The organism is Acinetobacter sp. 479375 (genome assembly GCF_000581715.1).
Lineage (GTDB): Bacteria > Pseudomonadota > Gammaproteobacteria > Pseudomonadales > Moraxellaceae > Acinetobacter > Acinetobacter ursingii.
The window spans coordinates 22,725-47,139 of record NZ_JEZN01000008.1 but is presented as its reverse complement, the minus strand read 5'-3'; the positions used below and the strand labels follow the sequence as shown (position 1 = coordinate 47,139).

21 protein-coding genes, 2 tRNA genes and 1 pseudogene are annotated in these 24,415 nt (G+C 39.8%); 12 read left to right on the top strand and 12 right to left on the bottom strand.

What is annotated here, in order from left to right; genetic code table 11:
• Window positions 1–530 precede the first annotated feature (530 nt).
• The 5 genes from J500_RS08700 (at window position 531) to J500_RS08680 (ending at window position 5,686) form a co-directional block, all read left to right on the top strand.
• Entirely contained in the window at window positions 531–1,430 is a 900-nt protein-coding gene (locus J500_RS08700; RefSeq protein WP_004998883.1) for a LysR family transcriptional regulator, read from the top strand.
• A gap of 149 nt (window positions 1,431–1,579) precedes the next feature.
• Window positions 1,580–2,284, top strand: a complete 705-nt coding sequence (locus J500_RS08695; RefSeq protein WP_004998886.1) for a CoA transferase subunit A — start codon at window positions 1,580–1,582, stop codon at window positions 2,282–2,284.
• Between the two features lie 2 nt (window positions 2,285–2,286).
• Window positions 2,287–2,928, top strand: a complete 642-nt coding sequence (locus tag J500_RS08690; protein WP_004998890.1) for a 3-oxoacid CoA-transferase subunit B — start codon at window positions 2,287–2,289, stop codon at window positions 2,926–2,928.
• Between the two features lie 103 nt (window positions 2,929–3,031).
• Window positions 3,032–4,450 (top strand): short-chain fatty acid transporter, encoded by a 1,419-nt coding sequence (locus tag J500_RS08685; protein WP_004998893.1) that lies wholly within the window; start codon window positions 3,032–3,034, stop codon window positions 4,448–4,450.
• A 57-nt stretch (window positions 4,451–4,507) separates the two neighbouring features.
• Entirely contained in the window at window positions 4,508–5,686 is a 1,179-nt protein-coding gene (locus tag J500_RS08680; RefSeq protein WP_034699160.1) for a thiolase family protein, read from the top strand.
• Between the two features lie 169 nt (window positions 5,687–5,855).
• Here the strand turns inward: J500_RS08680 and modC are convergent, their stop codons facing one another.
• The 3 genes from modC to modA are packed head-to-tail and all read right to left on the bottom strand — an operon-like array spanning window position 5,856 to window position 7,916.
• Entirely contained in the window at window positions 5,856–6,473 is a 618-nt protein-coding gene (modC, locus tag J500_RS08675; RefSeq protein ID WP_004998898.1) for a molybdenum ABC transporter ATP-binding protein, read from the bottom strand.
• A gap of 7 nt (window positions 6,474–6,480) precedes the next feature.
• Window positions 6,481–7,170 carry a molybdate ABC transporter permease subunit gene (gene modB, locus J500_RS08670; protein WP_004987223.1) on the bottom strand — a complete coding sequence of 230 codons (690 nt, stop codon included), beginning with the start codon at window positions 7,168–7,170 and terminating at the stop codon, window positions 6,481–6,483.
• On the bottom strand, window positions 7,170–7,916 hold the full coding sequence (gene modA, locus J500_RS08665; protein WP_227613815.1) for a molybdate ABC transporter substrate-binding protein: 747 nt from the start codon (window positions 7,914–7,916) through the stop codon (window positions 7,170–7,172). The genes modB and modA overlap by 1 nt, the downstream gene beginning before the upstream one ends.
• 346 nt (window positions 7,917–8,262) lie before the next feature.
• Here modA and J500_RS08660 point away from each other — a divergent pair.
• Window positions 8,263–8,352, top strand: a tRNA-Ser gene (locus J500_RS08660).
• Window positions 8,353–8,559: 207 nt separating this feature from the next.
• On the opposite strand, the gene J500_RS17695 is transcribed toward J500_RS08660, so the two are convergent.
• The 4 genes from J500_RS17695 to J500_RS08645 all read right to left on the bottom strand — a co-directional run bounded on the left by J500_RS17695 (window position 8,560) and on the right by J500_RS08645 (window position 12,342).
• On the bottom strand, window positions 8,560–8,910 hold the full coding sequence (locus tag J500_RS17695; RefSeq protein ID WP_004998903.1) for a hypothetical protein: 351 nt from the start codon (window positions 8,908–8,910) through the stop codon (window positions 8,560–8,562).
• Window positions 8,911–9,675 (bottom strand): FUSC family protein, encoded by a 765-nt coding sequence (locus tag J500_RS08655; protein ID WP_004998906.1) that lies wholly within the window; start codon window positions 9,673–9,675, stop codon window positions 8,911–8,913. It lies immediately after the preceding gene.
• A 154-nt stretch (window positions 9,676–9,829) separates the two neighbouring features.
• Window positions 9,830–11,140 carry an MFS transporter gene (locus J500_RS08650; protein ID WP_004998907.1) on the bottom strand — a complete coding sequence of 437 codons (1,311 nt, stop codon included), beginning with the start codon at window positions 11,138–11,140 and terminating at the stop codon, window positions 9,830–9,832.
• A 335-nt stretch (window positions 11,141–11,475) separates the two neighbouring features.
• Window positions 11,476–12,342, bottom strand: a complete 867-nt coding sequence (locus J500_RS08645) for a LysR substrate-binding domain-containing protein (protein WP_004998908.1) — start codon at window positions 12,340–12,342, stop codon at window positions 11,476–11,478.
• 179 nt (window positions 12,343–12,521) lie between these two features.
• On the opposite strand from J500_RS08645, the gene J500_RS08640 reads away from it, so the two are divergent.
• From J500_RS08640 to J500_RS08620, 5 genes and pseudogenes are all read left to right on the top strand, one after another.
• Window positions 12,522–13,682 carry an acyl-CoA dehydrogenase family protein gene (locus J500_RS08640; protein WP_004998911.1) on the top strand — a complete coding sequence of 387 codons (1,161 nt, stop codon included), beginning with the start codon at window positions 12,522–12,524 and terminating at the stop codon, window positions 13,680–13,682.
• Window positions 13,683–13,700: 18 nt separating this feature from the next.
• Window positions 13,701–14,507 carry an HpcH/HpaI aldolase/citrate lyase family protein gene (locus tag J500_RS08635; protein ID WP_004998913.1) on the top strand — a complete coding sequence of 269 codons (807 nt, stop codon included), beginning with the start codon at window positions 13,701–13,703 and terminating at the stop codon, window positions 14,505–14,507.
• 22 nt (window positions 14,508–14,529) lie between these two features.
• Window positions 14,530–15,393, top strand: coding sequence for an FAS1-like dehydratase domain-containing protein (locus J500_RS08630; RefSeq protein ID WP_004998914.1), 864 nt, complete (start codon window positions 14,530–14,532; stop codon window positions 15,391–15,393).
• A gap of 12 nt (window positions 15,394–15,405) precedes the next feature.
• The gene (locus tag J500_RS08625) at window positions 15,406–16,593 is read left to right on the top strand and encodes a CaiB/BaiF CoA transferase family protein (protein ID WP_004998916.1); all 1,188 of its coding nucleotides are present in this window, start codon (window positions 15,406–15,408) and stop codon (window positions 16,591–16,593) included.
• A gap of 424 nt (window positions 16,594–17,017) precedes the next feature.
• A pseudogene (locus J500_RS08620) lies at window positions 17,018–19,826 on the top strand (2-oxoglutarate dehydrogenase E1 component).
• Between the two features lie 210 nt (window positions 19,827–20,036).
• On the opposite strand, the gene J500_RS08615 reads toward J500_RS08620, so the two are convergent.
• The 3 genes from J500_RS08615 to J500_RS08605 form a co-directional block, all read right to left on the bottom strand.
• Window positions 20,037–20,321, bottom strand: a complete 285-nt coding sequence (locus J500_RS08615) for a helix-turn-helix domain-containing protein (protein WP_004987239.1) — start codon at window positions 20,319–20,321, stop codon at window positions 20,037–20,039.
• 232 nt (window positions 20,322–20,553) lie between these two features.
• On the bottom strand, window positions 20,554–21,780 hold the full coding sequence (locus J500_RS08610; RefSeq protein ID WP_004987242.1) for an MFS transporter: 1,227 nt from the start codon (window positions 21,778–21,780) through the stop codon (window positions 20,554–20,556).
• A gap of 53 nt (window positions 21,781–21,833) precedes the next feature.
• Window positions 21,834–22,622 (bottom strand): alpha/beta fold hydrolase, encoded by a 789-nt coding sequence (locus tag J500_RS08605; RefSeq protein ID WP_004987246.1) that lies wholly within the window; start codon window positions 22,620–22,622, stop codon window positions 21,834–21,836.
• 171 nt (window positions 22,623–22,793) lie between these two features.
• Here J500_RS08605 and J500_RS08600 point away from each other — a divergent pair, with 171 nt between their 5' ends.
• On the top strand, window positions 22,794–23,723 hold the full coding sequence (locus J500_RS08600; RefSeq protein WP_004998929.1) for a LysR family transcriptional regulator: 930 nt from the start codon (window positions 22,794–22,796) through the stop codon (window positions 23,721–23,723).
• Here the strand turns inward: J500_RS08600 and J500_RS08595 are convergent.
• Both J500_RS08595 and J500_RS08590 read right to left on the bottom strand, forming a co-directional pair.
• Window positions 23,712–24,125 (bottom strand): GFA family protein, encoded by a 414-nt coding sequence (locus tag J500_RS08595; protein WP_004998930.1) that lies wholly within the window; start codon window positions 24,123–24,125, stop codon window positions 23,712–23,714. The two genes, J500_RS08600 and J500_RS08595, sit on opposite strands and share 12 nt — an antisense overlap.
• Before the next feature lie 200 nt (window positions 24,126–24,325).
• A tRNA-Ser gene (locus tag J500_RS08590) sits at window positions 24,326–24,415 on the bottom strand.

Below are 24,415 nucleotides of genomic sequence, written 5' to 3'. Positions count from 1 at the left end.
AACTCAAATATTGTGCCTAATATTTGATAACAGTTTGCCTAATAATAAATAAATACAATTTGTCCAAAATGAGCTCTTAAATAGACCCAGCAAATAAGATTTTATATTTATTTTAAAATATCAATATTTTTACGAAATACAAGAATATTATTTAAAAGCTTGTTAAATAAAAAATTAAGCATTGAAATATAAGATTTTTATTTAAGTAAAACGACTTATTTATTTATTTAAAAAACAAATGAATTATTTAATAAAACTCATTAATTATTAGTCTTCTTTCATAAATCTCTTTATTTCTCCCTATAGGAGAAAAATAAAGAGGGTTTAAAAATTATGAAAGGAGTCTATTTAATAAAAAGTTCTGATTTTAAGATTTTGATTTGGATCATTTCAGCCACATTTTAAAAAACTGTTTTTTAATATAAAACTGAGCTTGATTTAATTTTACAAAAAAACAAGTACATCAGTCGTAGAGTTAGATATAATTTTTCTTTAAAATCAAAAACTTTTGATTAGGATGGAATCTATAAATGACGCTCAAACAACTCAAAGCTTTTTTGGTACTGGCTCGCACTCTGAATTATGCCAATGCATCGACTGAGCTTCATTTAAGTCAGTCCGCCTTGAGTTTGAGTATCAAATCATTAGAAGAGGAATTGGGTGGAAAGCTATTTAAGCGTAATACTCGCCGTGTCGAACTCACTCAGGAAGGAAAATCTTTGATCCCTTATGCTAGAAAGTTACTGGCAAACTGGGAAGACATGGAAAATGATGTAAAACAACGTTTTAAACTTAATCGGGGTACTTTAAATATTGCTTCAATGCCCTTTGTTACCCATGCAATTTTACCCGAAGTGATTCAGACTTTTTCCAATGCCCACCCTAATTTAAGTTTTTCAATTCATGATATTCCCAATGAAAAAATTATTGAAAATGTATTGGACGGAATTTTTGAACTCGGAATTTGCTTTCAGCCAATTTTGAATGAGCAGTTGGAATTTAAAGCTTTATTTGATGAAGATTTTTTAGCACTCATTCCCAAAACACATCCGCTAGCCAGTAAAAAAAGCATCACTTGGCAGGAGTTATATGCCAATCCATTTATTACCTTACAACACCCTTCAATTGTGCGTTACCTCCTTGAACAAAACGCCTCGCGTTTAGGTCTGGTGCTTGATTTAAAAGTTGAGTGTCACCAGATTAGTACTTTCTCAAGTTTTGTGGCTTTAGGCATTGGAGTGAGTGCAATTCCACGCCATTTTCAACATTCAATCGATAAAGAGCATAATGTGTTACTGGAAATTGAAAATAGTCAGGTACACCAAGCGGTCGGTATTATTTATAAAAAAGACACTGAACTTTCAAATATTTCCAGCGAATTCATTCAGACACTTTCAAGTTATCCTTACGAAAAAATCCTTCAATTTTAATATCCATAGAAAATCAATGATCAAAAAACGATATTCGCACATCAAACAGATTTATTAATTTTTCTCATTAATCCTTTAAAATTTTCAACTTCCTTAAATAAATTACAGATGTTAATAATAAGAAAACATAGGGACGTTGAGTAAACACAATGAATAAAGTGTATGCAAGTGCGGAACTCGCACTACAGGATATTGTTAAGGATAATCAGACTCTTGCTGTGGGTGGTTTTGGTTTATGTGGTATTCCAGAAGTACTGATCAATGCACTAAAAGAAACCCAAGTTACTGGTTTAACCTGTATTTCCAATAATGCCGGTGTAGATGATTTTGGTTTGGGAATTTTACTTCAAACCAAACAAATCAAAAAAATGATTTCATCTTATGTCGGTGAAAATAAAGAATTTGAACGTCAATATCTTAATGGTGAACTTGAAGTTGAACTGACACCGCAAGGAACTTTGGCAGAAAAACTTCGCGCAGGCGGCGCAGGCATCCCAGCATTTTATACTCAAACTGGCGTTGGAACACTCATCGCTGAAGGCAAAGAACAGCGCGATTTTGATGGTAAACCTTATATTTTGGAGCCTTCTTTAACCGCTGATATTGCATTGGTAAAAGCATATAAAGCTGACAAAGCTGGTAATTTGATTTTCCATAAAACGGCACGTAACTTTAATCCCGAATGTGCAATGGCAGGAAAAATTACCGTTGCGGAAGTTGAGCAAGTCGTCGAAATTGGTGAGCTAGATCCTGATGAAATCCATCTGGCAGGTATTTTTGTACAACGTATTGTACTTAATGCGCACCCAGAAAAACGCATTGAGCAAAAAACCCTAAAAGCACAGGAAGCATAATCATGGCATGGACACGTGAACAAATGGCACAACGTGCCGCCAAAGAATTACAAGATGGTTTTTATGTCAATCTTGGTATTGGCTTACCGACACTGGTCGCTAATTATATCCCAGAAAATGTTGATGTCTGGCTTCAGTCCGAAAATGGTTTATTGGGCATTGGAGAATTTCCAACCGAACAAACGGTGGATGCAGATTTAATCAATGCCGGTAAACAAACGGTCACCGCACGTGCGGGCGCTGCATTTTTTTCCAGTAGTGAATCTTTTGCCATGATCCGTGGTGGACATGTCAACATTGCGATTTTAGGCGCAATGGAAGTCTCTGAAAAAGGTGATCTTGCCAACTGGATGATTCCGGGTAAAAAGGTCAAAGGCATGGGCGGCGCGATGGATTTGGTCGTGGGTGTACAACGTGTGGTGGTACTCATGGAACATTGTGCCAAAGATGGTACGCCGAAAATTGTATCTGAATGCAGTTTGCCACTGACAGGTCAAGTTGTAGTACATCGTGTCATTACCGACTTAGGCGTGATGGATATTACTGCTGAGGGTATCCAACTGATTGAACTTGCAGATGGTGTAACAGTTGAGCAAATTCAGGCTGCCTCGGGCGTCAAACTCATTACGGCCCTAGCAAGCTAAATATTCTTTTAAACGAAATACTGGCATATAGAAAGTAAATTAGAAAAAAGCGGTGATCACTTTTGGATGAATGATCACCTTTAATATCAGATGGAATTTGATCATGAATAAACAACCTGCAATTTTAGAACGGTTTGCGATTAGTATCAGTAACTGGTCAGAAAAATGGTTTCCTGACTCATATATTTTTGCATTACTTGGCGTGATTATTGTGGCTACTGCTGCACTGTTCATTGGCGCACCAGTCAAAGAAGTCGCCAGTTCTTTTGGTAATGGCTTTTGGAGTTTAATCCCGTTTACCTTACAAATGACCATGCTAATTATTGTCGGCTATGTGGTCTCTGTATCACGTCCCATGAAAAAACTGATCCAGAAGATGGCCAGAATCCCACATTCGGGACGCAGCGCCATTGTTTTGGTCGCGACCGTTAGTTTGCTCATTTCTTTGGTCAATTGGGCCATTAGTACCATCTTAACTGCACTTTTGGTGATTGCCCTCGCCAAACGTAAAGAACTCAATATGGATTATCGGGCTGCTGCTGCCGCAGCCATTATTGGTATGGGAGCAACATGGGCTCTGGGGATTAGTTCCTCTGCGGCTCAATTACAGGCCAATAAAGCCAGTTTGCCTGAGTCTATTTATAATCTGACCGGTGTCATTCCGTTTACGGAAACCATATTTTTGTGGCAATCGATTGTGATGACTGCCATATTGATCATTGTTTCGATTGTCATTGCCTACCTGTCTGCACCCAAAGGTCAGAATGTCAAAACCATGCAAGATTTTAATCTGAACTTTGACAAAGAAGAAAAACAGGAACTGGAGCAAACGAAATCAAAACGTCCGGGAGATTGGTTAGAAAATTCACCGATCCTGACCATTTTAGTGGTGGCTTTAGGCTTAATCTGGATGATTTTGGAATTTTCTAAAAACAATCCAATTATTGCGATTTCTAGTCTCAATACTTATAACTTTATTTTCCTGATGCTTGGTCTGGCCTTACACGGCACACCACGCAATTTTCTAAATGCCGTCAGTAAAGCGGTTCCTGCTGTTTCAGGAGTGCTGATTCAGTTTCCACTGTATGGCAGTATTGCCTATATGATGACTCAAGCGGTCAATGCTCAAGATTTATCGCTTTCACATTATATTGCACACTTTTTTGTCTCAATTGCCTCGCATGATACCTTTGCTGTGGTCATGGGAATTTATTCTGCCATTTTAGGCTTTTTTGTACCATCAGGCGGTGGCAAATGGATTATCGAAGCACCTTATGTGATGCAAGCAGCCAACGATTTGAAATATCATCTGGGTTGGTCGGTACAAATTTATAATGCAGCAGAAGCATTACCCAACTTAATCAATCCATTTTTTATGTTACCGATGCTCGGTATTTTAAAACTGAAGCCTAAGGATGTGATTGGTTTTACCGTGACACAATTGGTTGTACATTTACCTTTAGTGCTTTTTTTACTGTGGATATTAGGACAAACTTTGACTTATACCCCACCCGTATTTTAAACAATCATAATGAAGTTCACGCTTATAAGCTGAACTGATACTTCAAGGAATCATTTCATGACAAAAATTGTGATCGTCGCTGCAACTCGCACACCAATGGGCAGCTTTCAAGGAAGTCTTTCTGGTTTAACTGCACCAGATCTTGGTGCCGTTGCCATTCAAACAGCAGTGAAGCAAGCCAATATTTCCGTCAATGAAATTGATGAAGTCATTATGGGCTGCGTACTTCCTGCGGGCGTTAAACAAGGCCCTGCACGTCAAGCGATGCGTAAAGCGGGCTTACCTGATCATGTCGGTGCAACCACGATCAACAAAGTCTGTGGTTCTGGTATGAAAGCTGCCATGCAGGCAAGCGATGCGATTAAAGCAGACAGTATTAAAATTGCTGTGGTGGGTGGCATGGAATCTATGAGCAATGCACCTTATTTGTTGCCGAAAGCCCGTACAGGTTATCGCATGGGGCATGGTCAGGTCATCGATCATATGTTTATGGATGGTTTGGAAGATGCTTATACAGGACGTGCAATGGGTTCGTTTGCTCAGGACATGGCAGATCAAAAAAACTATACACGAGAACAAATGGATGAATTTGCTATTCGCTCTTTGACTCGCGCACAAAAAGCAATACAGGAAGGCTATTTTAAAGCTGAGATTGTGCCTGTTACGGTCACCACTCGCAAAGGTGACGTTGTGGTGGGTACCGATGAAAATCCGGGCAATGCCAAAATCGATAAAATTCCAACATTACGCCCTGCTTTTGCCAAAGATGGCACCATTACTGCTGCAAACTCAAGCTCCATTAGCGATGGTGCATCGGCCCTGCTAATTACATCTGAGCAAGAAGCCAAGCAGCGTGGTCTAAAGGTTTTGGCTGAAATCAAAGCTTATACGACCAATTCTCAATTACCTGAAAAATTTACGATTGCTCCCGTAGGTGCGATTGAAAAATTACTTAAGAAAGTCGGTTGGTCTGCCGATGAAGTCGATTTATGGGAAATCAATGAAGCTTTCGCTATGGTAACCATGGCGGCGATTGATGCATTTAAACTCGATCCTGAAAAAGTCAATATCAATGGCGGTGCTTGTGCATTGGGTCATCCATTGGGTTCATCAGGTTCACGCATTATCGTAACTTTGATTCATGCGCTAAAACGACTGGGCAAACGCAAAGGTATTGCAGCACTGTGTATTGGTGGAGGCGAAGCAACTGCGATTGCGATTGAAATCGTTGATTAATCAATTCTCTAAATCTTCCAAGAAAGGCAAAAATAAACATTTTGCCTTTCTTTATGGAAAAAAGATAAAAGTTCATTTAGAACAATTGACTTCTTTCATCATCGTTTAAACCCTGTTTATTTTTTTCCATACGAAGAAATAAAAGTAACTTAAGAAAGAAGTCGAGTATTTACACATACCAAATACTGTCTGTTAATTGCTGAATCTCATTAATATCATGACTGACATACAGCATCGGAATATGAATTTCTTGCTTAATTTTTTGAAAAAAAGGAATAATTTCAGCTTTATGGGCTGCATCCAAAGCGGATAAAGGCTCATCTAATAATAAAAGTTGCGGCGAATACAGCAAAGCTCGCCCCAATGCGACACGCTGCTTTTCTCCACCAGATAATTTAGCAGGCATACGATTCAACAGATGATCAAGCTTTAATAAGTCAACAATATAATCTTCTTTAAAATATCTTTTTTTAGGTGCAATTCGCCTCAATCCAAAGCATAGATTCTTTTTGACATTCATATGCGGAAACAACTGGGCATCCTGAAATACCAATCCCACGCGGCGTTGTTGAGTGCTTAAATTAATCTTTTGTGAAGCATCAAACCATGTATGCTCCTGCACCCTAATCCAACCTGCTTGAGGTGTATTCAGTCCTGCAATCGCATGTAAAATACTGGTTTTACCTGAACCCGATGCGCCAAATAAACCAATCACACGCTGATCCGACTGAAAAGTCTGATCTAGGCTAAACTTTCCAAGTTGCAACTGGATATGACAATTCAACATAGACTCTCTAGCCTCGCTTGTTTTTTTGATAACGATGAAACCATTGCGCAAACCACAACGTAAAAAAAGCAACGCTCAAAGAAAGAATAATCAAACGCCAAACTTGATGTTCAGTATCAGGTTGTTGCATTAGACTATACATTGCCAAAGGCAAAGTTCGTGTTTCACCTGCAATATTGCCGACAAAGGTAATCGTCGCACCAAACTCCCCCAAACTACGACAAAAACATAAAATTGCACCCACTAAAATTCCACTACTGGCTAATGGCAAAGTGATGCTAAAAAATGTGCCCAATCCCGATGCACCTAATGTTTTAGCCGCCATTTCCAGACGTTGATCAACCAGTTCAATCGCAAGCCGAATCGACTGTACAAATAAGGGAAAACCCATCACCGCTGCGGCCAAAACAGCGCCTTTCCAGTTAAAAGCTAAACTTAAACCCCAAGCATTCAAATATTGCCCCAATATGCCATTGTTACCAAAAACCTGTAGTAGCAAATATCCCGGAACAACAGGCGGTAAAACCAATGGCAAAAAAACCAAAGTCTCAAATAGAGATTTTCCCCAAAATTCTTTTCGTGCTAATAACCAGCCCACAAACAAAGCTGGGATTAAATTCACCAATAAACTAAAAGCAGCAACCTGACAAGATAACTTGAGAACCTCAAGCTCCTCTGCCGAAAGAGAAAAAAACATTATTTAGCTGGTAATAACACAGTAAAACCGTATTGTTTAAAAACGGTATTGGCCTGTTTAGTCTGCAAAAATTGATAAAATTTTACTGCGGATGGGTTATTTTTGATGAGGCCTAAAGGATAAATAATCGGTGCGTGGGTATTTTCAGGAAATACTCCCACAACTTTGACATCTTTACTAATGGCATCATCAGTTGCATAGACAATACCTAATTGACATTCACCACGCGCAACAAAATTTAAAGCAGCTCTGACATCCTCTGTTTCAACCAATTTGGGCTGAAGTTTTTGCCACCATCCGAGTGAAGTAAGTGCCTGTTTTCCATATTTGCCGACTGGAACGCTTTTGGTATCTCCTGTACACCATTTCCCTTGAAAAGCTGTACTTGGATCGACATTTTTATCCATCTTAATAGTGTTGATTGTCGAATTTTTAGGTGCAATCAAAACCAGTTTATTGCCCAATAAATTAATACGCTGATTAGACACAATCAGTTTTTTATTTTGCAGATAATTCATCCATTGTTCATCTGCCGAGATAAATACATCAGCAGGTGCACCTGCTTCGATTTGTTTGGCTAAAGTTGAAGAACCTGCATAAGACGTTTTAACTTCAATTTTAGTTTGCTTTTCAAACGCTTTTTCTAAATCTGTAATTGCATTGGTTAAACTTGCAGCGGCATATACAGTGACATCATTGGCTGCATGAGCTTGGATAGCAAAGCCTACGCTACAACAGAACAGCATTGAAATTATTATTTTTTTTGTGTGATGAGTCGACATGATGATTGCCTTTTTTCAATATGTTTTCAGAAATATATCGATAATTACGCAAATATACAATTGAAAAGGTAGAAATAAGCTCTAGTTTTCTGGTTAAAGAATATAAAATAAATAACTACTCAGTTAAGGATCGACCGAGCTCTATCACTCTAAGCAAGGATCTGGTTTGGAAAGTTTAAAAAACCAAACCCCATAAAATCACAATAAAAAACCTCGCCACTAGGATATTGCTTTAATTTTGAGCTTTCACTCTTTTTTTTGATGAAATAATTTGCCAAAACACGCTTTTATTTATATGATAGCCGCCATTGGAAGCGTGGCAGAGCGGTTTAATGCACCGGTCTTGAAAACCGACGAGGGTGTGAGTCCTCCGTGAGTTCGAATCTCACCGCTTCCGCCAAATATCGAAATAACCCTTTGTTTGCTACAAAGGGTTATTTTTTTAGCTGCTATTTTAGCTTTCGCCTATTCCTCTATAAATTCTAAATTGGATTAAAGCCATTTCTATAAAATTAAACATTTTTAAGTTGAGATTTTTTTCAAACGCTATAATTTCAAATATTGGTTTTTAAAATCTGTTTTCACCAAGACGTTTGACGTTAACCATTTACTCAGAATGCAATCGTTCCTGTAGCAACCAATGTTGTAACGGCACAAAGACCAGTCGGGTTAATTCAATGAGAATAATACCTAACAAAATGCCCGCCAAACGAATCCAGCCATTATCCATGCTCAGTAAACTAAGTTGATCAGGCACCATCACGACGATATACACCAGAGAAAATTGGGTTCCTATATAGGCAAAACTCTGTCCACTATTTTCAATATGCCGCCCAATAACAATTCCAAGTGCAATTGCCAATGCTGCAAAATCATAATTTATCGCGCTCAAAGGTAATAATATAAATGCCAACCCAGCACCCAATAAACAACCAAATAATCGATATAAATTTCTCATTTATATCAACTTTTTATTATTTAACCCTGGTAATGGAATCATCAGAACCGCTAAGATCGTAATCGCGGTTTGAGTCAGTAAATCTACCGAAAAGTACTGGATTAAAAAAGGCACGACTGCAATTGCCAAGGCAGCTTGTGCAGTATGAATGAGCGTCAGTTTTCTGTAACCCTCAAACTTTGCGATTTCGACCAAGCCACTTTTATTGGCCGTTAAGGAAAATCTTGGACGAATCAGGTAGGTAAAAAAGAGACTAACCAGCATACAGGCTACAGTACCCGCCATCACTTCAATACTTCGCGTTTTGGCAAATTGGCTCATATCGACAAAGGGATACATTAAACCATCAATAATCACCATCGCAAAAGTCAGACCAAAAAACAGCCATGCATAGCCATACCGTGTAGTCATGGCAAAATATAGCGAAAATGCAGCAAAAAAAGCCAAAACCAGACTGTTCATCCACAGGCTTTTAGAAATATAAAGTTGAATCCAACATGCCAATAAAGCGCCAACTACTGTTCCCAAAATTCTCAGCATTCCACGAATACAGGTATCGACAATGTGTGAACGCAATACCATATAACCACTAAAGGCTGCCCATCCAATATTTTCTGCGCCAAAGTAATGAGCAAATAAAATAGCAAGAAATACTGAACATAAAATTTCAATTTCATCCAGTGTACGCTTGGGTGTATGACTCTCCCAACGAAATTGTTGCAGGATTGCAGACCATAAACCTTTTGCTGATTCAAATACTTGCATAGTGATACTTATATGCCGAACTGCTTTAATTGTAATGGATAGCTAAAGCTGAAGATTTGTATTCTTGTGACTTATTTCTGGATTTTATTCAATAAAAAAAGAGGGGAAAATTACTTTCCCCTCTCTTGCAAATTAAATCATTTATACAGTTGATTTAATCTTCCAGAATGCGGCTATGTTTTTGTTGATCTTTCATGCGGAAGAAATACACCAGACAGATCGCACACATCACCGTTACATAGATAAAGTAGAAATTTTCGTGGCCGATGTTTTTAAACTGTAGCGCCACAAGTTCTGATGTACCACCAAAAATCGTATTGGCAATCGCATAAGGAAGTGCCACACCAAGCGCACGAATATGGGCGGGGAACATTTCAGATTTAATGACTGCACTGGTTGAGGTATAGCCAGATAAGAACATCATACCAAACAGAATCAATAAACCTGCAATCACAGGACTTGATGTGGTTGCGATAGTACTAAAAATTGGATAAGTGAATAAAACGCCACCGATACCAAAGAAGATCATGACGGCTCTACGACCAACTTTATCAGAAATAGAACCCATCACGGGTTGTGCAAGCATGAAGATAAAGATGGTGACAGCAGAAACCATCGTCGCGACTTCTTTAGAAAAGCCAGTCGTATTCACCATGAATTTTTGCATATAAGTGGTATAAGCATAGAATGAAATCGTACCACCCGCAGTTAAGAATAAAACACCTAATGCTTCTTTGGGATGATGTTTAAACAATGCAAATGCACTTGATTTGACTTCTTGTGTCGCGTTTTTGAAAGATTGAGTCTCTACCATACCACGACGAATAATAAAGACAGACAATGCTAAAATTGAACCGACAAAGAATGGAATACGCCAGCCCCACTCGTACAATTGCGCTTCAGTTAACACTTGTTGCAAGGTGATTAATGTTGCAAGTGCCAGAAGCTGACCAGCCATAATGGTCATATACTGGAAACTTGAGAAAAAACCACGTCGGTTTTTCCCTGCCATTTCACTCAAATAGGTCGCGCTTGCACCATATTCTCCACCGACACTCAAGCCTTGGATCAATCGTGCAATAATCAAAATAACAGGAGCCATCACGCCAATCTGTTGATACGTTGGTGCAATCGCAATCAGGATTGAACCGATACACATCAAGGTAACAGAGAGTGTTAAACCTGCTTTACGTCCCTTACGGTCTGCAAAGATACCCATCATCCATGCGCCAATGGGCCGCATCAAGAAACCAACCGCAAAAACCGCTGCTGCTTGAAGCAACTCAACGGTCTGGTTACCTGCTGGGAAGAAAGATTTTGCGAAATATAAAGTGAACATACTGTAGGCAAACCAGTCATACCATTCGACTAGATTACCTGCTGAACCGCCCAAAATAGATTTAATGCGTGTTTTCTGATCCAGATTCGCATTTAATTTTTTATCAACCGCCTGATCGATACTCATTTGGCTTTTCCTTAGCCATTTACATGTTTAGAACCAGTTAGCCCTAGCTAGTTCTACCTAAACCATCATTTTGCGTAATAGTTAACAAAGCCAGTTTGATTAAACAATGCGAAAAAAAGTCAGTTCAAAAATAAAGACCTTTTAAAATTAAATAATTTATTGTTTTTTATTGATTTATTTTTATTAAATTTATTCATTATTCGATCATTTAAACTGATGGAACTGATCAGAATAAAATATAAGCAATAAAAAACTCCCAGAGTCCAACTGAGAGTTTTAACTACCATATCTAAATTTATCTAAATTAAAGTTATTTAAACGTACTGGTATTTTCTTTAACGATCAGAAATCCATGAACCACCGAGCCATGCTTTGGTTTCAATCGCGATTTTGCAGCAATTAAATGTTTCTCCTGCAATTACATGCACGAGCTTGGAAATATGTCGGGTGTTGGGTAAAGCGATGGCGATATTACGTGAAAATTCTGTATGTTGGATAGGAGCAACTTTAATGGTCTTTTGCTGCAAATCACTTTTTACAGCGACCAAAGGTAAAATGGTATAACCAAGTCCCTCTTTCACCAATTGTTTTTGTACATTGAGATCATTAATTTCAGCCGCTATTTTTAAATCTAATTTCTCAATTTGAAAACCATGATCAATTAAAAAGCGCAGTTGATGTGGCGAATAAGGCAAAATTAAAGGTAATTCTGAAATTTCAGCTAATTCAACAGCTTTAGACTGATGTAAATCAGATGAATAAGGCCCGATTAACCATAATTGTTCTGCCACAATCTGATGACTATCAATAAACTTTGATGGTACAGAATCATAAAGTAAGGCTAAATCAATCTCTCCTGCCTCTAGCCATTCTTTCAAATGTCCTGAGTAACCCACCGATATTTTGAGGTTCACGTCAGGAAACTTCTTTTTCATGACCCGCATTAAAGCCACCGAGAGTAATTCACTTAAACTGGCTAAAATCCCAATATGTACCGTGCCTTTAAGCGCTCCATCTTTTGAGGTCAGTTCCATTTTTGCGGCTTCAATTTCTTTTAAGGCGCGTCGAGCATAGTCTTCTAGAACTTTACCTTCCTGCGTCAAACTCATACCGTGTCGTCCACGCTCAAACAGTTCAACCCCAAGTTCTTCCTCAAGTAAATGAATTTGACGAGAAACCGCAGGTTGTACAATATTCAGCATTGCTGCTGCTTTGGTGATGTTGCGTGTCTCTGAAATGGTCAGAAATGAAATGCCCTTAACTGCTTAATATCCATATCAATGCTCTTTTGAGATTACACCCATCAAATTATTCTATTTTAATAATTTAACAATAACAATATATGATCATTAAAACCTTCCAAGTTTGATAAGGACATCTCATGAAATCGACTATTGATAATTTTTCTGAAATTCGTGAAGCAGTGCGTGCCTTATGTGCGCAATTCCCTGACGAATATCATCGTAAAATTGATGAAGAAAAAGGCTATCCAGAAGAATTTGTGGATGCACTTACCCATGCAGGCTGGTTAGCGGCCATGATTCCTGAAGAATACGGCGGTTCAGGTTTAGGTCTTGCCGAAGCAACCGTGGTGATGGAAGAAATCAACCGTTCAGGTGGTAATGCGGGCGCCTGTCATGGTCAGATGTATAACATGGGAACTTTGCTACGTCATGGTTCAAAAGCGCAAAAAGAATTGTATTTACCTAAGATTGCCAGCGGTGAATGGCGTTTACAATCCATGGGTGTGACTGAACCTACAGCCGGTACAGACACCACCAAGATTCGCACGACTGCGGTGAAAAAAGGCGATAAATATGCCGTCAATGGTCAAAAAGTCTGGATCTCACGTATCCAACATAGTGACTGGATGATTTTATTGGCACGTACCACCCCGCTTGCCGAAGTTCAGAAGAAATCTGAGGGGATGTCTATTTTCATGGTCGATGTGAAAGAAGCGGTCAAACACGGTATGACTGTTCGTCCAATTCCCAATATGGTCAACCATGAAACCAACGAATTGTTCTTTGAAAATCTGGAAATTCCTGAAGAAAACCTGATTGGTGAAGAAGGCAAAGGCTTTAAATACATTCTGGATGGTTTGAACGCAGAACGTACTTTAATCGCTGCTGAATGTATCGGCGATGGTTACTGGTTTATGGATCGTGCTGTGAAATATGCCAATGACCGCGTGGTATTTGGTCGTCCGATTGGTCAAAATCAGGGTGTGCAATTTCCACTGGCTGAATCTTTTGTTGAAATTGAAGCAGCAAACCTGATGCGTTTTCGCGCTTGTGAACTGTTCGATGCCCATCAAAAATGTGGTGCAGAAGCCAATATGGCGAAATATCTTGCAGCCAAAGCCAGTTGGGAAGCAGCCAATGCCTGCTTACAAACGCATGGTGGATTCGGTTTTGCCAACGAATATGATATTGAACGTAAGTTCCGTGAAACCCGTTTATATCAAGTTGCGCCAATTTCGACCAACCTCATTTTAAGTTATGTGTCTGAACATTTATTAGGTTTACCTCGTTCATTCTAAGATCAAGGGGAACAATTGATGAAAACTACACCTCGTTCGTTTCTGTTTGTTCCTGCTAACCGTGTTGAGCGCTTTGAAAAAGCGCTGAATGCAGGCAGTGATGCGGTGATTATTGATCTGGAAGATGCAGTTCCAGTCGAGCTTAAAATTCAGGCACGTGAGTTATTGTCAGATTGGCTCGCAGCTCATCCTGATCAAGTCGTTATGTTACGTGTCAATTCTCGACAAACCCAATGGTTTAACGATGATCTTTCGTTACTCCAATATGCCAATGTCTCTGCGATCGTTTTACCCAAAACCGAATCCAGTGCCGATGTAGATGCAGTGACTGCGGTCAAAACAGTCGATGTTTATCCATTGATTGAAACACCGCTGGGTTTGGCGCAAGTTCGTGACATTGCTAAAACGGCGTATGTCAAAGCCTTGATGTTTGGCTCGATCGATTTCCAACTCGAAATGGGTATGAACGGCGGCTATACAGAACTGGTGTACTTCCGTAATGAAATTGTGCTGGCGTCTAAACTAGCCAATATCAAAGCACCGATTGACGGTGTCACAGTCGATATTAAAAATGATGAGCTCTTAAAACTTGAAACCACGCAGGCCAAAAATTTAGGTTTTGCAGGCAAACTCTGTATCCATCCCTTGCAAGTTGAGCAGGTGAATCAGGTGTTTCATCCAAGTACAGCCGAAGTTGACTGGGCCAAACGTGTGCTTGATGCAGTGAATGCAGCACAAGGTCAAGCCATTAGTCTGGATGGCAAAATGATCGATTTGCCCGTGATTCGTCGTGCCGAGCAGGTGTTACAGGCTTCGGTTGAGTAAAGGACTTTATAGGATCAATAAAATGAATAATTTTGAAGCATGGATTGGTAAAAAAGAAGTCTATCATGACGTTTGTAATGATAAACCGATTGGCATGATGCAAGCGTTACTCAATCAGTACGGTCAACCGATTGATGAACTTCCGCTTTTATTTCATTGGTTATATTTCTTGCCAGTCGTCAACCAGTCTGAACTTGCTGAAGATGGACATCCACACAAAGGTAGTTTTTTACCGCCAATTCCTTTTCCAAAACGGATGTGGGCTGGTGGTCGCTTAAAATTTCACTCACCCATTCGTGTCAATCAACAACTGCGCCGCGAATCTGAAATTTTAAACGTTGAATTTAAACAAGGTCGTAGTGGTGATTTATATTTTGTGACTGTACAGCATTCTATTTTTGCCGATGATGTATTAGCGATTGTTGAAGAACATGACATTGTCTACCGTGAAGCAACCAGTAATCTGCAAAACAAAAGTTCTACACAAGCATCGGAAAAGCCAAAAGCGCCTGAAAAGTCTGAGCTGCCTGCCAAAAACTATAGCTATAAAAAAAGCTATCCCGTGACCACCCCGACTTTATTCCGTTATTCAGCATTGACATTTAATGGTCACAAGATTCACTACGATCGTTCTTATTGTACCCAAATAGAAGGTTATCCAGGTCTAGTGGTACATGGGCCTTTACTCGCTACTCTGCTGTTACATTTTCTGACACAGGAATACCCAGACAAACAGGTCAAGAGTTTCGAATTCCGTGCAGTTAAACCTGTTTTTGATTTTAATGAGTTTTATGTCTGTGGCGACATTAAAGAGCAAGACGGTGAACTCTGGATTGAACATGTCGATGGCCAAGCGGCCATGCAGGCAAAAGTCAGTTTTAAATAAGGGAGTCAGCTCATGCGACCATTAGAAGGAATTACGGTCATTACCCTTGAACATGCCATTGCTGCACCGTTTTGTACGCGTCAGTTGGCAGATTTAGGCGCTCGGGTAATAAAGGTTGAACGTCCCAATGTTGGTGATTTTGCCCGAAAATACGATGAACGTGTGGATGGAATGTCTTCACATTTTGTCTGGACCAATCGTTCCAAAGAAAGTTTGACGCTGGATGTCAAAGCTGATCCTGCCAAAGATATTTTGCATAAGTTGATTATGCAAGCCGATGTATTGGTACAAAATCTGGCACCCGGTGCTGCGGCGCGTTTAGGCTTGTCCTATGAAGAACTTTCACAGATTAATCCTAAAATCATCGTCTGTGATATCTCAGGCTATGGCGATGATCATGAGCATCCCGGCCCTTATCGTAATAAAAAAGCCTATGATTTATTGATTCAAAGCGAATCTGGCTTTTTATCCATTACAGGCACACCTGATGATTATGTCAAAGCAGGCTGTTCAATTGCCGATATTGCAGCGGGTATGTATGCCTATAGCAACATTTTAGCTGCTTTGCTTGAACGCAGCCAAACAGGAAAAGGCAAACGGATTGATGTGTCAATGCTCGAAAGTATGACCGAATGGATGGGTTATCCTTTATATTACACGCTTCGTGGCGACACACCACCGCCCCGTACAGGTTCGGCGCATGCCACGATTTATCCTTATGGGCCTTTTCCTGCTGAAGATGGTCAAGTCATGCTGGGTATTCAAAATGAACGTGAATGGCAGGCTTTTTGCCAGATTGTACTTGAACAGCCAGAAACGGCAAATCAACCTGAATTTATCAACAATACCTTGCGTGTCAAAAACCGTGAAGTACTCAAACAGATTATTATTGAATGTTTCGGTCAACTGACTCGTGATCAAGTAATCGAACGTCTGGAAAAAGCCAAAATTGCCAATGCCAGTGTCAATGAAATGCAGGATGTCTGGCATCACCCTCAACTTCAAGCGCGTCATCGCTGGACAGAAGTCGAAACACCGATTGGTAAAGTACCTACACTCAAACCGGTAGGTTTAACTGATGATCAGGATTTTATAATTAAAGCAGTGCCAGATCTCGGTGAAAACAGTGCAGATATTTTAACTGAGCTCAATTATTCACAAGACGAGATTGATCTGCTTAAACAACAGCATGTGATCTAAGTTATTCAAAATCATAAAAAATGGATTGTATATTTTAATGCAATCCTTTTTTATACACGTTTTTCACTTATATGCTTTTCGTATCACAGCTATTAAATCTTAGTATTTTAAAAATCAGAATTTTGTTCTTATGATCAAAATAGAAACAACAGCGCAGCAAAGTGCGATGTTTATTCCAATCATTGATGAAAGGACATCATCATTTAGATCACCATCCTGTCTATGTTGCCTCAACTGATCCTGCCATGATTTCGCCCCATTCTTTAGCATGGCATGTTTGAGCTTCACAGGTTTGCATGATCAGCGATTAGATGGTCAATGTCCTTTTAACATCGTATTAAAAAACAAAGATTATGGATAGCAATAATCTTTATTGATCGCAGGACATCAGATTATGTATATACAAAAGGATATGAAAGCACAGATGCAAGAGGTGATCGGCAAAATCAGTACAGATCTGACGCTTTCTGCCGACAGTGCCACCTACATTGAAGAGCTGTATGAACAATATCTGCTTGCACCTGAAACGCTAAGTGAAGATTGGCAACGGTATTTCGGGCAATTTCCTCAGGGCGATCAACCCCACGGCCCGATCAAACAACAATTTCTGGATCTGGCACGTACTGCACATCGTGGTCAAAACATTGAAAAAACTGAGGTCAGCCCAGAACAACAACTGCGTCAAATTGCAGTAATTAAACTGATCGCAGCTTATCGTCATCGTGGTCATCAAAAAGCCAAACTTGACCCATTAGGTTTGGCCAAACGTGAACATATTGCTGAGCTAGAATTGGCCACGCATGGTTTAACCCAAGCAGACTTAGCTACCTTTTTTTTTTACGGATGATCTGGCCATTGGCAAGCCACAAGCAAGCTTAAAAGAGATCATTCAGCACCTTGAAAATACCTATTGCCAAAGTATTGGTACCGAGTTTACTCATTTGATCAATACTCAGGAACAACGCTGGTTACAACGCCGCTTAGAGCAGACTCAAAATCGTTTTAATTTTAGTGCAGACAAGAAAAAACAAATTTTTAATTTGCTCAATAAAGCAGAAGGTCTGGAAAAATATCTGGCTAACAAATTTGTGGGTGCAAAACGCTTTGGTGCAGAAGGTGCAGAAACTTTAGTCCCTTTGATGCACGAAATTATTCAACGTGCAGGTGCAACAGGTACTAAAGAAATTGCACTTGGCATGTGCCATCGCGGTCGACTGAATCAACTGGTCAATATCTTTGGTAAGCATCCCAATGAAATGTTTGCCGAATTTGAAGGTAAGCTGTTCACCAACTCAGGCTCAGGCGATGTGAAATACCATCAAGGTTATTCATCTAATGTCATGACGGATGGCGGTGAAGTCCATTTGGCACTTCAACCCAATCCATCGCACTTAGAAATCGTTTCCCCTGTTGCAGTTGGGTCTGCCCGTGCCCGTCAAGATCGTCGTCAAAATGTCGATGAAGTATTGTCGGTCAGTGTGCATGGTGATGCTGCCTTTGCAGGTCAAGGCGTAGTGATGGAAGCATTCCAAATGTCACAAACCCGTGCCTACTATGTCGGTGGAACATTGCATGTGATTGTCAATAATCAGGTTGGATTTACCACCTCCAATATTTTAGATACGCGTTCAACTGAATACTGTACCGACGTGGCCAAAACCGTTCAGGCACCCATTTTACATGTCAATGCGGATGACCCAGAAGCTGCGATTTATGCAATTCAATTGGCACATGACTACCGTAAAGAATTTCGTAAAGATATCGTGGTCGATCTCTATTGCTACCGTCGTCGTGGTCATAATGAAGCTGATGAACCATCAGGCACTCAACCGCTCATGTATCAAGTGGTCAATCAACTACCGACCACGCGCAACCTTTACTTAAATCAATTGATCAATGAAAAAATCCTGACTCAAGCTGAAGCGGATCAAATGCTACGCGAATATCGAGATCGCTTGGATGCAGGTCAACATGTCACAGATAATCTGGTGCTCGACCCTGATCAAAGCATGTATGTCGACTGGGCTCCGTATATTGGTCTAAGTTATAGCGATGAGTGTGATAGCACATTTGATCTCAATCGACTCAAACAATTGGGCGTGATTTTAAATACAGTACCTGAAGGTTTTGTGTTGCAACGTCAAGTTCAAAAAGCCGTCGATGATCGTTTGGCCATGCAGACAGGTGAACTCGCCTTAAACTGGGGCGCTGCTGAAAATCTGGCTTATGCAACCCTCATTGATCAGGATTATCCAGTCCGTATTACTGGCGAAGATGTGGGCCGTGGTACATTCTCACATCGTCATGCCAAACTGCATCATCAGGTCGATGGCACGACCTATATTCCACATTGTCACATTAAACAAAATCAACCGAATTTTGCCCTGTATGATTCATTACTGACCGAAGAAGCGGTCTTGGCGTTTGAATTTGGTTATGCGACCACAACACCAAAAAGTCTAGTGGTTTGGGAAGCGCAATTTGGTGATTTTGCGAACTGTGCGCAGGTAGTGATCGATCAATTCATCGCATCGAGCGAAACCAAATGGGAGCGTAACTGTGGGCTGACCCTATTACTTCCACACGGATTTGAAGGTCAAGGCCCTGAACACTCTTCGGCACGTCTAGAGCGCTTTTTACAACTTTGTGGCGAAGATAATATTCAAGTGATCACGCCGACGACACCTGCCCAGATTTTTCATGCACTACGTCGTCAAGCACTACGTAATATCCGTAAGCCGATGATCGTGATGTCACCAAAATCATTATTACGGCATAAACTTGCTACATCTACATTGAATGAATTAGCGACTGGGACATTCCAGACGGTGATTGATGAAATTGATCAGATCAAGACTGAGCAGATCACACGTATCGTGCTCTGCGCAGGTAAAGTCTATTACGATTTACTAGAAAAACGTCGTGAGTAGAAGCTTGAGCATGTCGCTCTGGTGCGGATTGAACAACTTTATCCGTATCCAGAAGCACGTTTAACTGAAATCTTGCGCCAATATTCAAATCTGCAACAATTGATTTGGGCACAAGAAGAACCAGAAAATCAGGGTGCATGGTTATTTATGGTTTTACGCCTCTATAAGCTCATGGCAAAACTAGGCAAAACGGTTGATGTACAGTACGCAGGCAGAGAAACTGCTGCTGCACCCGCATGCGGTTCACCTTACTTACATGCCAAACAACAAGCTGAGTTAGTGCAACAGGCATTAGGCTTATAAGTAACTTATTATTACTATGTATACCCTCAAAACAAAAACCGGATAATTTAATTATTCGGTTTTTATTTAAAAAATAATCTTGGAAAATAATTCATATTATATAATTAATAAAAGTAATAAAAAATTAAAACAATAACAACTATAGAAATAAAATATAAAAATAATCCATCACCAATATCATGTTTAGTCGTTTTATTTGTTTAACAGTATCTAGCTCAAACGCTTATATTTCTTTAATTTTTTATATAAGCACAAACGGCTAATACCCAAAAACTGACATGCCTGTGCCTGATTACCTCGTGTATTAATCAGTACAGCAGAGAATACGCCTTTTTCCATTTCTTTTAAAAAATAGGGATATAGCTTACTATCTGTCGATGTATCCTGTATTTCCATATGTTTGAGCAATTGATAGACATGCGCCCGAACAACATCAGCAAGCAAAACATCTTTCCCAGAAAAATGATCATGTATCGATAATTGTTCCAAATCCATTTTTGAAAACTCAGCTATAATCACAAGTATATTTTAACAAAGAATACCACACATATCCGATTATTTATTTTTATAAGAACAATAAAATAATATGATCATTTTTTAATAAATAATAATTTAAATCCAAGATAATTAAGGTTAATATAAAGCTCTGGTTTAAACGACACCAGTTTTATAATCCAACCCTGGGTCGGGTTGGATTTTTTTCTATTTTTAATTTCCTTTTGAAACCTTAACTTTGAGTCATCACTTTTCCCTGTCGAATTTCTTTCATTAATATCATCGAGAAAATAACATTTAAAAGCGCCAGTAACGCGATGCTATAAAGTACCGTATTTGCACCAAACGCATCAATCATATACCCAGCAATCAACGGCGTCATGGCTTGTGCAATGAGTGATGGACGAGCCAATTTTCCCATAAGATAGGCATATTCCTCTTTTTTGACCAAGGTCAGCGGTAAAGTGCCACGTACGATAGAACGTAAGCCATTGCCTGCGCCATAGATAATCATTGCAAGTGCAGCATATTTCGGTGAGATGCACAGCAAAATAATCCCGACCACCACTAAAACAACCGATACCAAAAGCGATTTAATCGGATGATCAAACTTAATCACCAAATCCAGCATCCGTGATGCCACCTGACTTGGCCCAATCAAAGCACTAATCGCAATGGCGCTGGCTAAAGCCAGACCATTTTCTTGCAAAATATCAATCAATTGCACTGTCATCACTGTCATGATAATTGAAGTAATCATAAAAATAATCGATATTAAGTGATAGGTTGATTTGGGCAAGCTCATCGAGTTGGTTTTATTTTTTTGCTGTAGCGCAGACGGTTCAGCGATTTTTTTAGGTTTAGGCAATGCATAGTGATAAATCGGCCAGATCACAATAATCATCAAGACTGCACCAAACACACAAGTCGCTCGCCAACCAAATAACGAGACTGCATAAGCCTGAACAGGCCAGACAATGGTTGTACAAAAGCCAGAAATGAGCGTAACGCTCACTATCGCAACTTTGGCATTTAAACCAAAGAGATTGCCCAAGACTGCAAATAACGTGTCATAGAGACCAATCGCCATCCCTAGCCCAATCACAATCCACGCCAAAAAGAAAAAAGCCAGATGATAACTAAAGGCCAGAATGAACAATCCTAAAGCCGTGATGATCCCGCTCATGGCCAGAATTTCCTTGCCACCATGACGGGAAATTAAGCGACCAATATAAGGCAGTGCAAATGCGGAAACCAAAATGCTTAAAGATAAAGCGCCGTAGACCAGCTCACGCCCCCAGCCCATTTCGGACATAATTGGACGCGCCATGACTGCCAATAAAAAGAAAGATCCTCCCCATATGATAATCTGTGCGATTCCAATGAGGAGGACTGAGAAAAAAGAAGGTTTATCTTGATCAGCTAGTTTGAACACAGCCTTCAAGCGGGGTGCTAACATGTATTAATCCATAGGATTTTGCGGCAATTGAACTTAACAATCGCGGTTGCAACTTATACATTTACCTCAACCTCATGATTCAAATAATTTTGAATAAAACCTAAAACGATATCTGGTTTTTCTGCATGCAACCAATGCCCTGTTCCTTCAACAGTTTCAATGTGCGCTTGCGGAAATTGCTGTTCTATTTCGGCTTGATATTGAGGCAAAATGTACTCCGAATTTCCACCACGGATAAACAAACAAGGTTTATTCCAAGGCTGGATTGGATTCCATCCCACAAGATTTCCATAATTGGCTTTAAATGCGTCTACATTATATAGCCATTGACCTTTTACAAAGGATTTAAGTAAAAACTGCACAATCATCTCATGCGGTAGATACTTTCTCATGATTTCTGCCGCCTGAGTACGGCTTAAATTTGGATTGTGTTGTTCAATCACAGCATCAATCGCAGCAAACATGCCTTCATGGCGCTCACCTGCATAAGGCACAGGTGCGACATCGAGAATGACCAATTGCTCAACGCGTTCAGGAAATAAACCGACGATTTTCATCGAGGTTTTTCCACCCATAGAATGCCCAACCAGAGAGAAAAGATTGACCTGTAAATGATCGAGTGTTTCGACCACATCCTGCGCCATCAACTCATAACTCATATCTGATGAATGTGGCGACCCACCATGATTACGCAAATCCATTTGAATCACATGATGATTCTGATTGAGCTTTCTTGCAATCATCCCCAAATTTGACAAGCTACCAAATAAACCGTGTAACACGACAACAGGTATCTCAGTCACGGGGTTCGGTGAAGTGTGATATTCAGCATTTAAAATCATGGTATTGAGTCCCTTTTCAATCTTGGCTTATCTCTGACAAAAGATGGGTTAAAAAACCGACTTTGATCAGTTGTGTATCAATGGCATCCTAAAGCTGATAATAAATGTACTGTTCTTTCTCTGATAGGTAAAATATAATTTTAAGATCACTGTCATACTATTTTACTATTTATGATCAACTTTCGTTTGATTCGTCATTTATGGTTATTTTTAACTGTTGCAGAAGAACAACATTTCGGTCGAGCCGCAAAAAAACTTGGAATGTCACAGCCTCCTTTGACTGAGCAAATTAAGGTTCTGGAGCATTCTTTAAACTTACAGTTATTTGAACGTTCACGACGGGGCACCAAACTGACACCCGCTGGACGTGCCATTCTTCCTGCGGTAAAAAAACTGGCGGATCAACTGGAAAATTTGGAAATTGCAGTTCGAGAAGCGGCGCAAGGTCAGATTGGAACCATTACTGTTGGGGCAATTAGTGCTTCGATTATTGAGGTTTTACCTAAATTTATTGAACATGCCAAACTGCATTTTCCCAATTTGACCATTCATGTCAAAGAAATTGACACAGTGGAAGCAATTCCCGCACTGGAAAATGGCGATATTGATTTGGCTTTCGCCCGTCTGGAAGGTGATTTGGGGAATCATATTGCATCTCGTCCCCTAATTCGCGAACATCTTGCGGTCGCGCTCCCCGAAAAACATCCTTTGGCAGCACATCAGGAAGTCTCTCTTTCTCAGTTGAGCCAAGAACAATTTATTATGTTTGCGCGCAAAATTAGCCCTTTATCTTATGATATTTTGACAGGAATGTGCCGTAAACAAGGTTTTTTTCCAAAAGTCATTCATGAAGTACGCTCGGTTGCCTCACAAATTGCGTTTGTGGGATGTGGACAAGGCATTGCTTTGGTGCCTCAATCCATCACACGCTTTTCATATCCCAATGTCGTCATTTTACCTTTGGCAGAACATCTAGAATTTATTACTACCGCCATGGCATGGCGTAGCGACCGCGATAATCATTTGCTCGAATCACTTCTGGAAAGTTTAGATCTGGATCACAAACAGGCTGTTGACCCAGAAACACCTTTATTTAACTAATGTAGCAGGCAAAGCTTCTGGATATTGCGGAGCCTGATCACCGATGACGTCCCATGTCGCTTTCGAGTTGACATAGGCATGTGAAATCACGTTGACATTGACTGGTTCGTTGACCAATCCTGCACGTAAGCGAATGACCTCAGGTTTATCCAAACGTGCGCTATAAATTGGTGAACCACATTGTTTACAAAATACCCGCTTTTTATTTGGTGTTGCAAAATAAGCTTGTAAAAGTTCTTCACCCTGCACAATTTCCAGATCTTTGGTTTCAACCTGTATAATTGCAGCAAATGCGCTGCCTTGGGCTTTTTGGCACTGTTTACAGTGACAAACATTGATAGAATTTAAAGGAGCCAATATTTTTAATTGAATGCCGCCGCATAAACAAGACGCTGTAAACATCTCACCTTTTCCTGGTCAAAGTTTTATCAAAATATCGCATATATCTCAGTATTAAACCAATACTAAGTTGATGTTTATAGATTTTATTTAATAGGATTATAAAAGAAGAAAGAACGAGAAAATAATGACTCAAATTGAGAATAACAAAATTGGAATAAAAAACGGGATCAAACTATATATTTGATCCCGTTTAACATATTTGGCGGAAGCGGTGAGATTCGAACTCACGGAGGACTCACACCCTCGTCGGTTTTCAAGACCGGTGCATTAAACCGCTCTGCCACGCTTCC

Bases quoted from the DNA above. Each gene is read 5' to 3' on its own strand.
- J500_RS08595 (WP_004998930.1), bottom strand. From the start codon at position 24,125: ATGTTTACAGCGTCTTGTTTATGCGGCGGCATTCAATTAAAAATATTG.
- J500_RS08680 (WP_034699160.1), top strand. From the start codon at position 4,508: ATGACAAAAATTGTGATCGTCGCTGCAACTCGCACACCAATGGGCAGC.
- J500_RS08610 (WP_004987242.1), bottom strand. From the start codon at position 21,780: ATGTTAGCACCCCGCTTGAAGGCTGTGTTCAAACTAGCTGATCAAGAT.
- J500_RS08685 (WP_004998893.1), top strand. From the start codon at position 3,032: ATGAATAAACAACCTGCAATTTTAGAACGGTTTGCGATTAGTATCAGT.
- J500_RS08700 (WP_004998883.1), top strand. From the start codon at position 531: ATGACGCTCAAACAACTCAAAGCTTTTTTGGTACTGGCTCGCACTCTG.
- J500_RS08655 (WP_004998906.1), bottom strand. From the start codon at position 9,675: ATGCAAGTATTTGAATCAGCAAAAGGTTTATGGTCTGCAATCCTGCAA.
- modB (WP_004987223.1), bottom strand. From the start codon at position 7,170: ATGTTTTTTTCTCTTTCGGCAGAGGAGCTTGAGGTTCTCAAGTTATCT.
- J500_RS08615 (WP_004987239.1), bottom strand. From the start codon at position 20,321: ATGGATTTGGAACAATTATCGATACATGATCATTTTTCTGGGAAAGAT.
- modC (WP_004998898.1), bottom strand. From the start codon at position 6,473: ATGTTGAATTGTCATATCCAGTTGCAACTTGGAAAGTTTAGCCTAGAT.
- J500_RS08695 (WP_004998886.1), top strand. From the start codon at position 1,580: ATGAATAAAGTGTATGCAAGTGCGGAACTCGCACTACAGGATATTGTT.
- J500_RS08605 (WP_004987246.1), bottom strand. From the start codon at position 22,622: ATGATTTTAAATGCTGAATATCACACTTCACCGAACCCCGTGACTGAG.
- J500_RS08640 (WP_004998911.1), top strand. From the start codon at position 12,522: ATGAAATCGACTATTGATAATTTTTCTGAAATTCGTGAAGCAGTGCGT.
- J500_RS08625 (WP_004998916.1), top strand. From the start codon at position 15,406: ATGCGACCATTAGAAGGAATTACGGTCATTACCCTTGAACATGCCATT.
- modA (WP_227613815.1), bottom strand. From the start codon at position 7,916: ATGCTGTTCTGTTGTAGCGTAGGCTTTGCTATCCAAGCTCATGCAGCC.
- J500_RS08650 (WP_004998907.1), bottom strand. From the start codon at position 11,140: ATGAGTATCGATCAGGCGGTTGATAAAAAATTAAATGCGAATCTGGAT.
- J500_RS17695 (WP_004998903.1), bottom strand. From the start codon at position 8,910: ATGAGAAATTTATATCGATTATTTGGTTGTTTATTGGGTGCTGGGTTG.
- J500_RS08630 (WP_004998914.1), top strand. From the start codon at position 14,530: ATGAATAATTTTGAAGCATGGATTGGTAAAAAAGAAGTCTATCATGAC.
- J500_RS08645 (WP_004998908.1), bottom strand. From the start codon at position 12,342: ATGCTGAATATTGTACAACCTGCGGTTTCTCGTCAAATTCATTTACTT.
- J500_RS08690 (WP_004998890.1), top strand. From the start codon at position 2,287: ATGGCATGGACACGTGAACAAATGGCACAACGTGCCGCCAAAGAATTA.
- J500_RS08635 (WP_004998913.1), top strand. From the start codon at position 13,701: ATGAAAACTACACCTCGTTCGTTTCTGTTTGTTCCTGCTAACCGTGTT.
- J500_RS08600 (WP_004998929.1), top strand. From the start codon at position 22,794: ATGATCAACTTTCGTTTGATTCGTCATTTATGGTTATTTTTAACTGTT.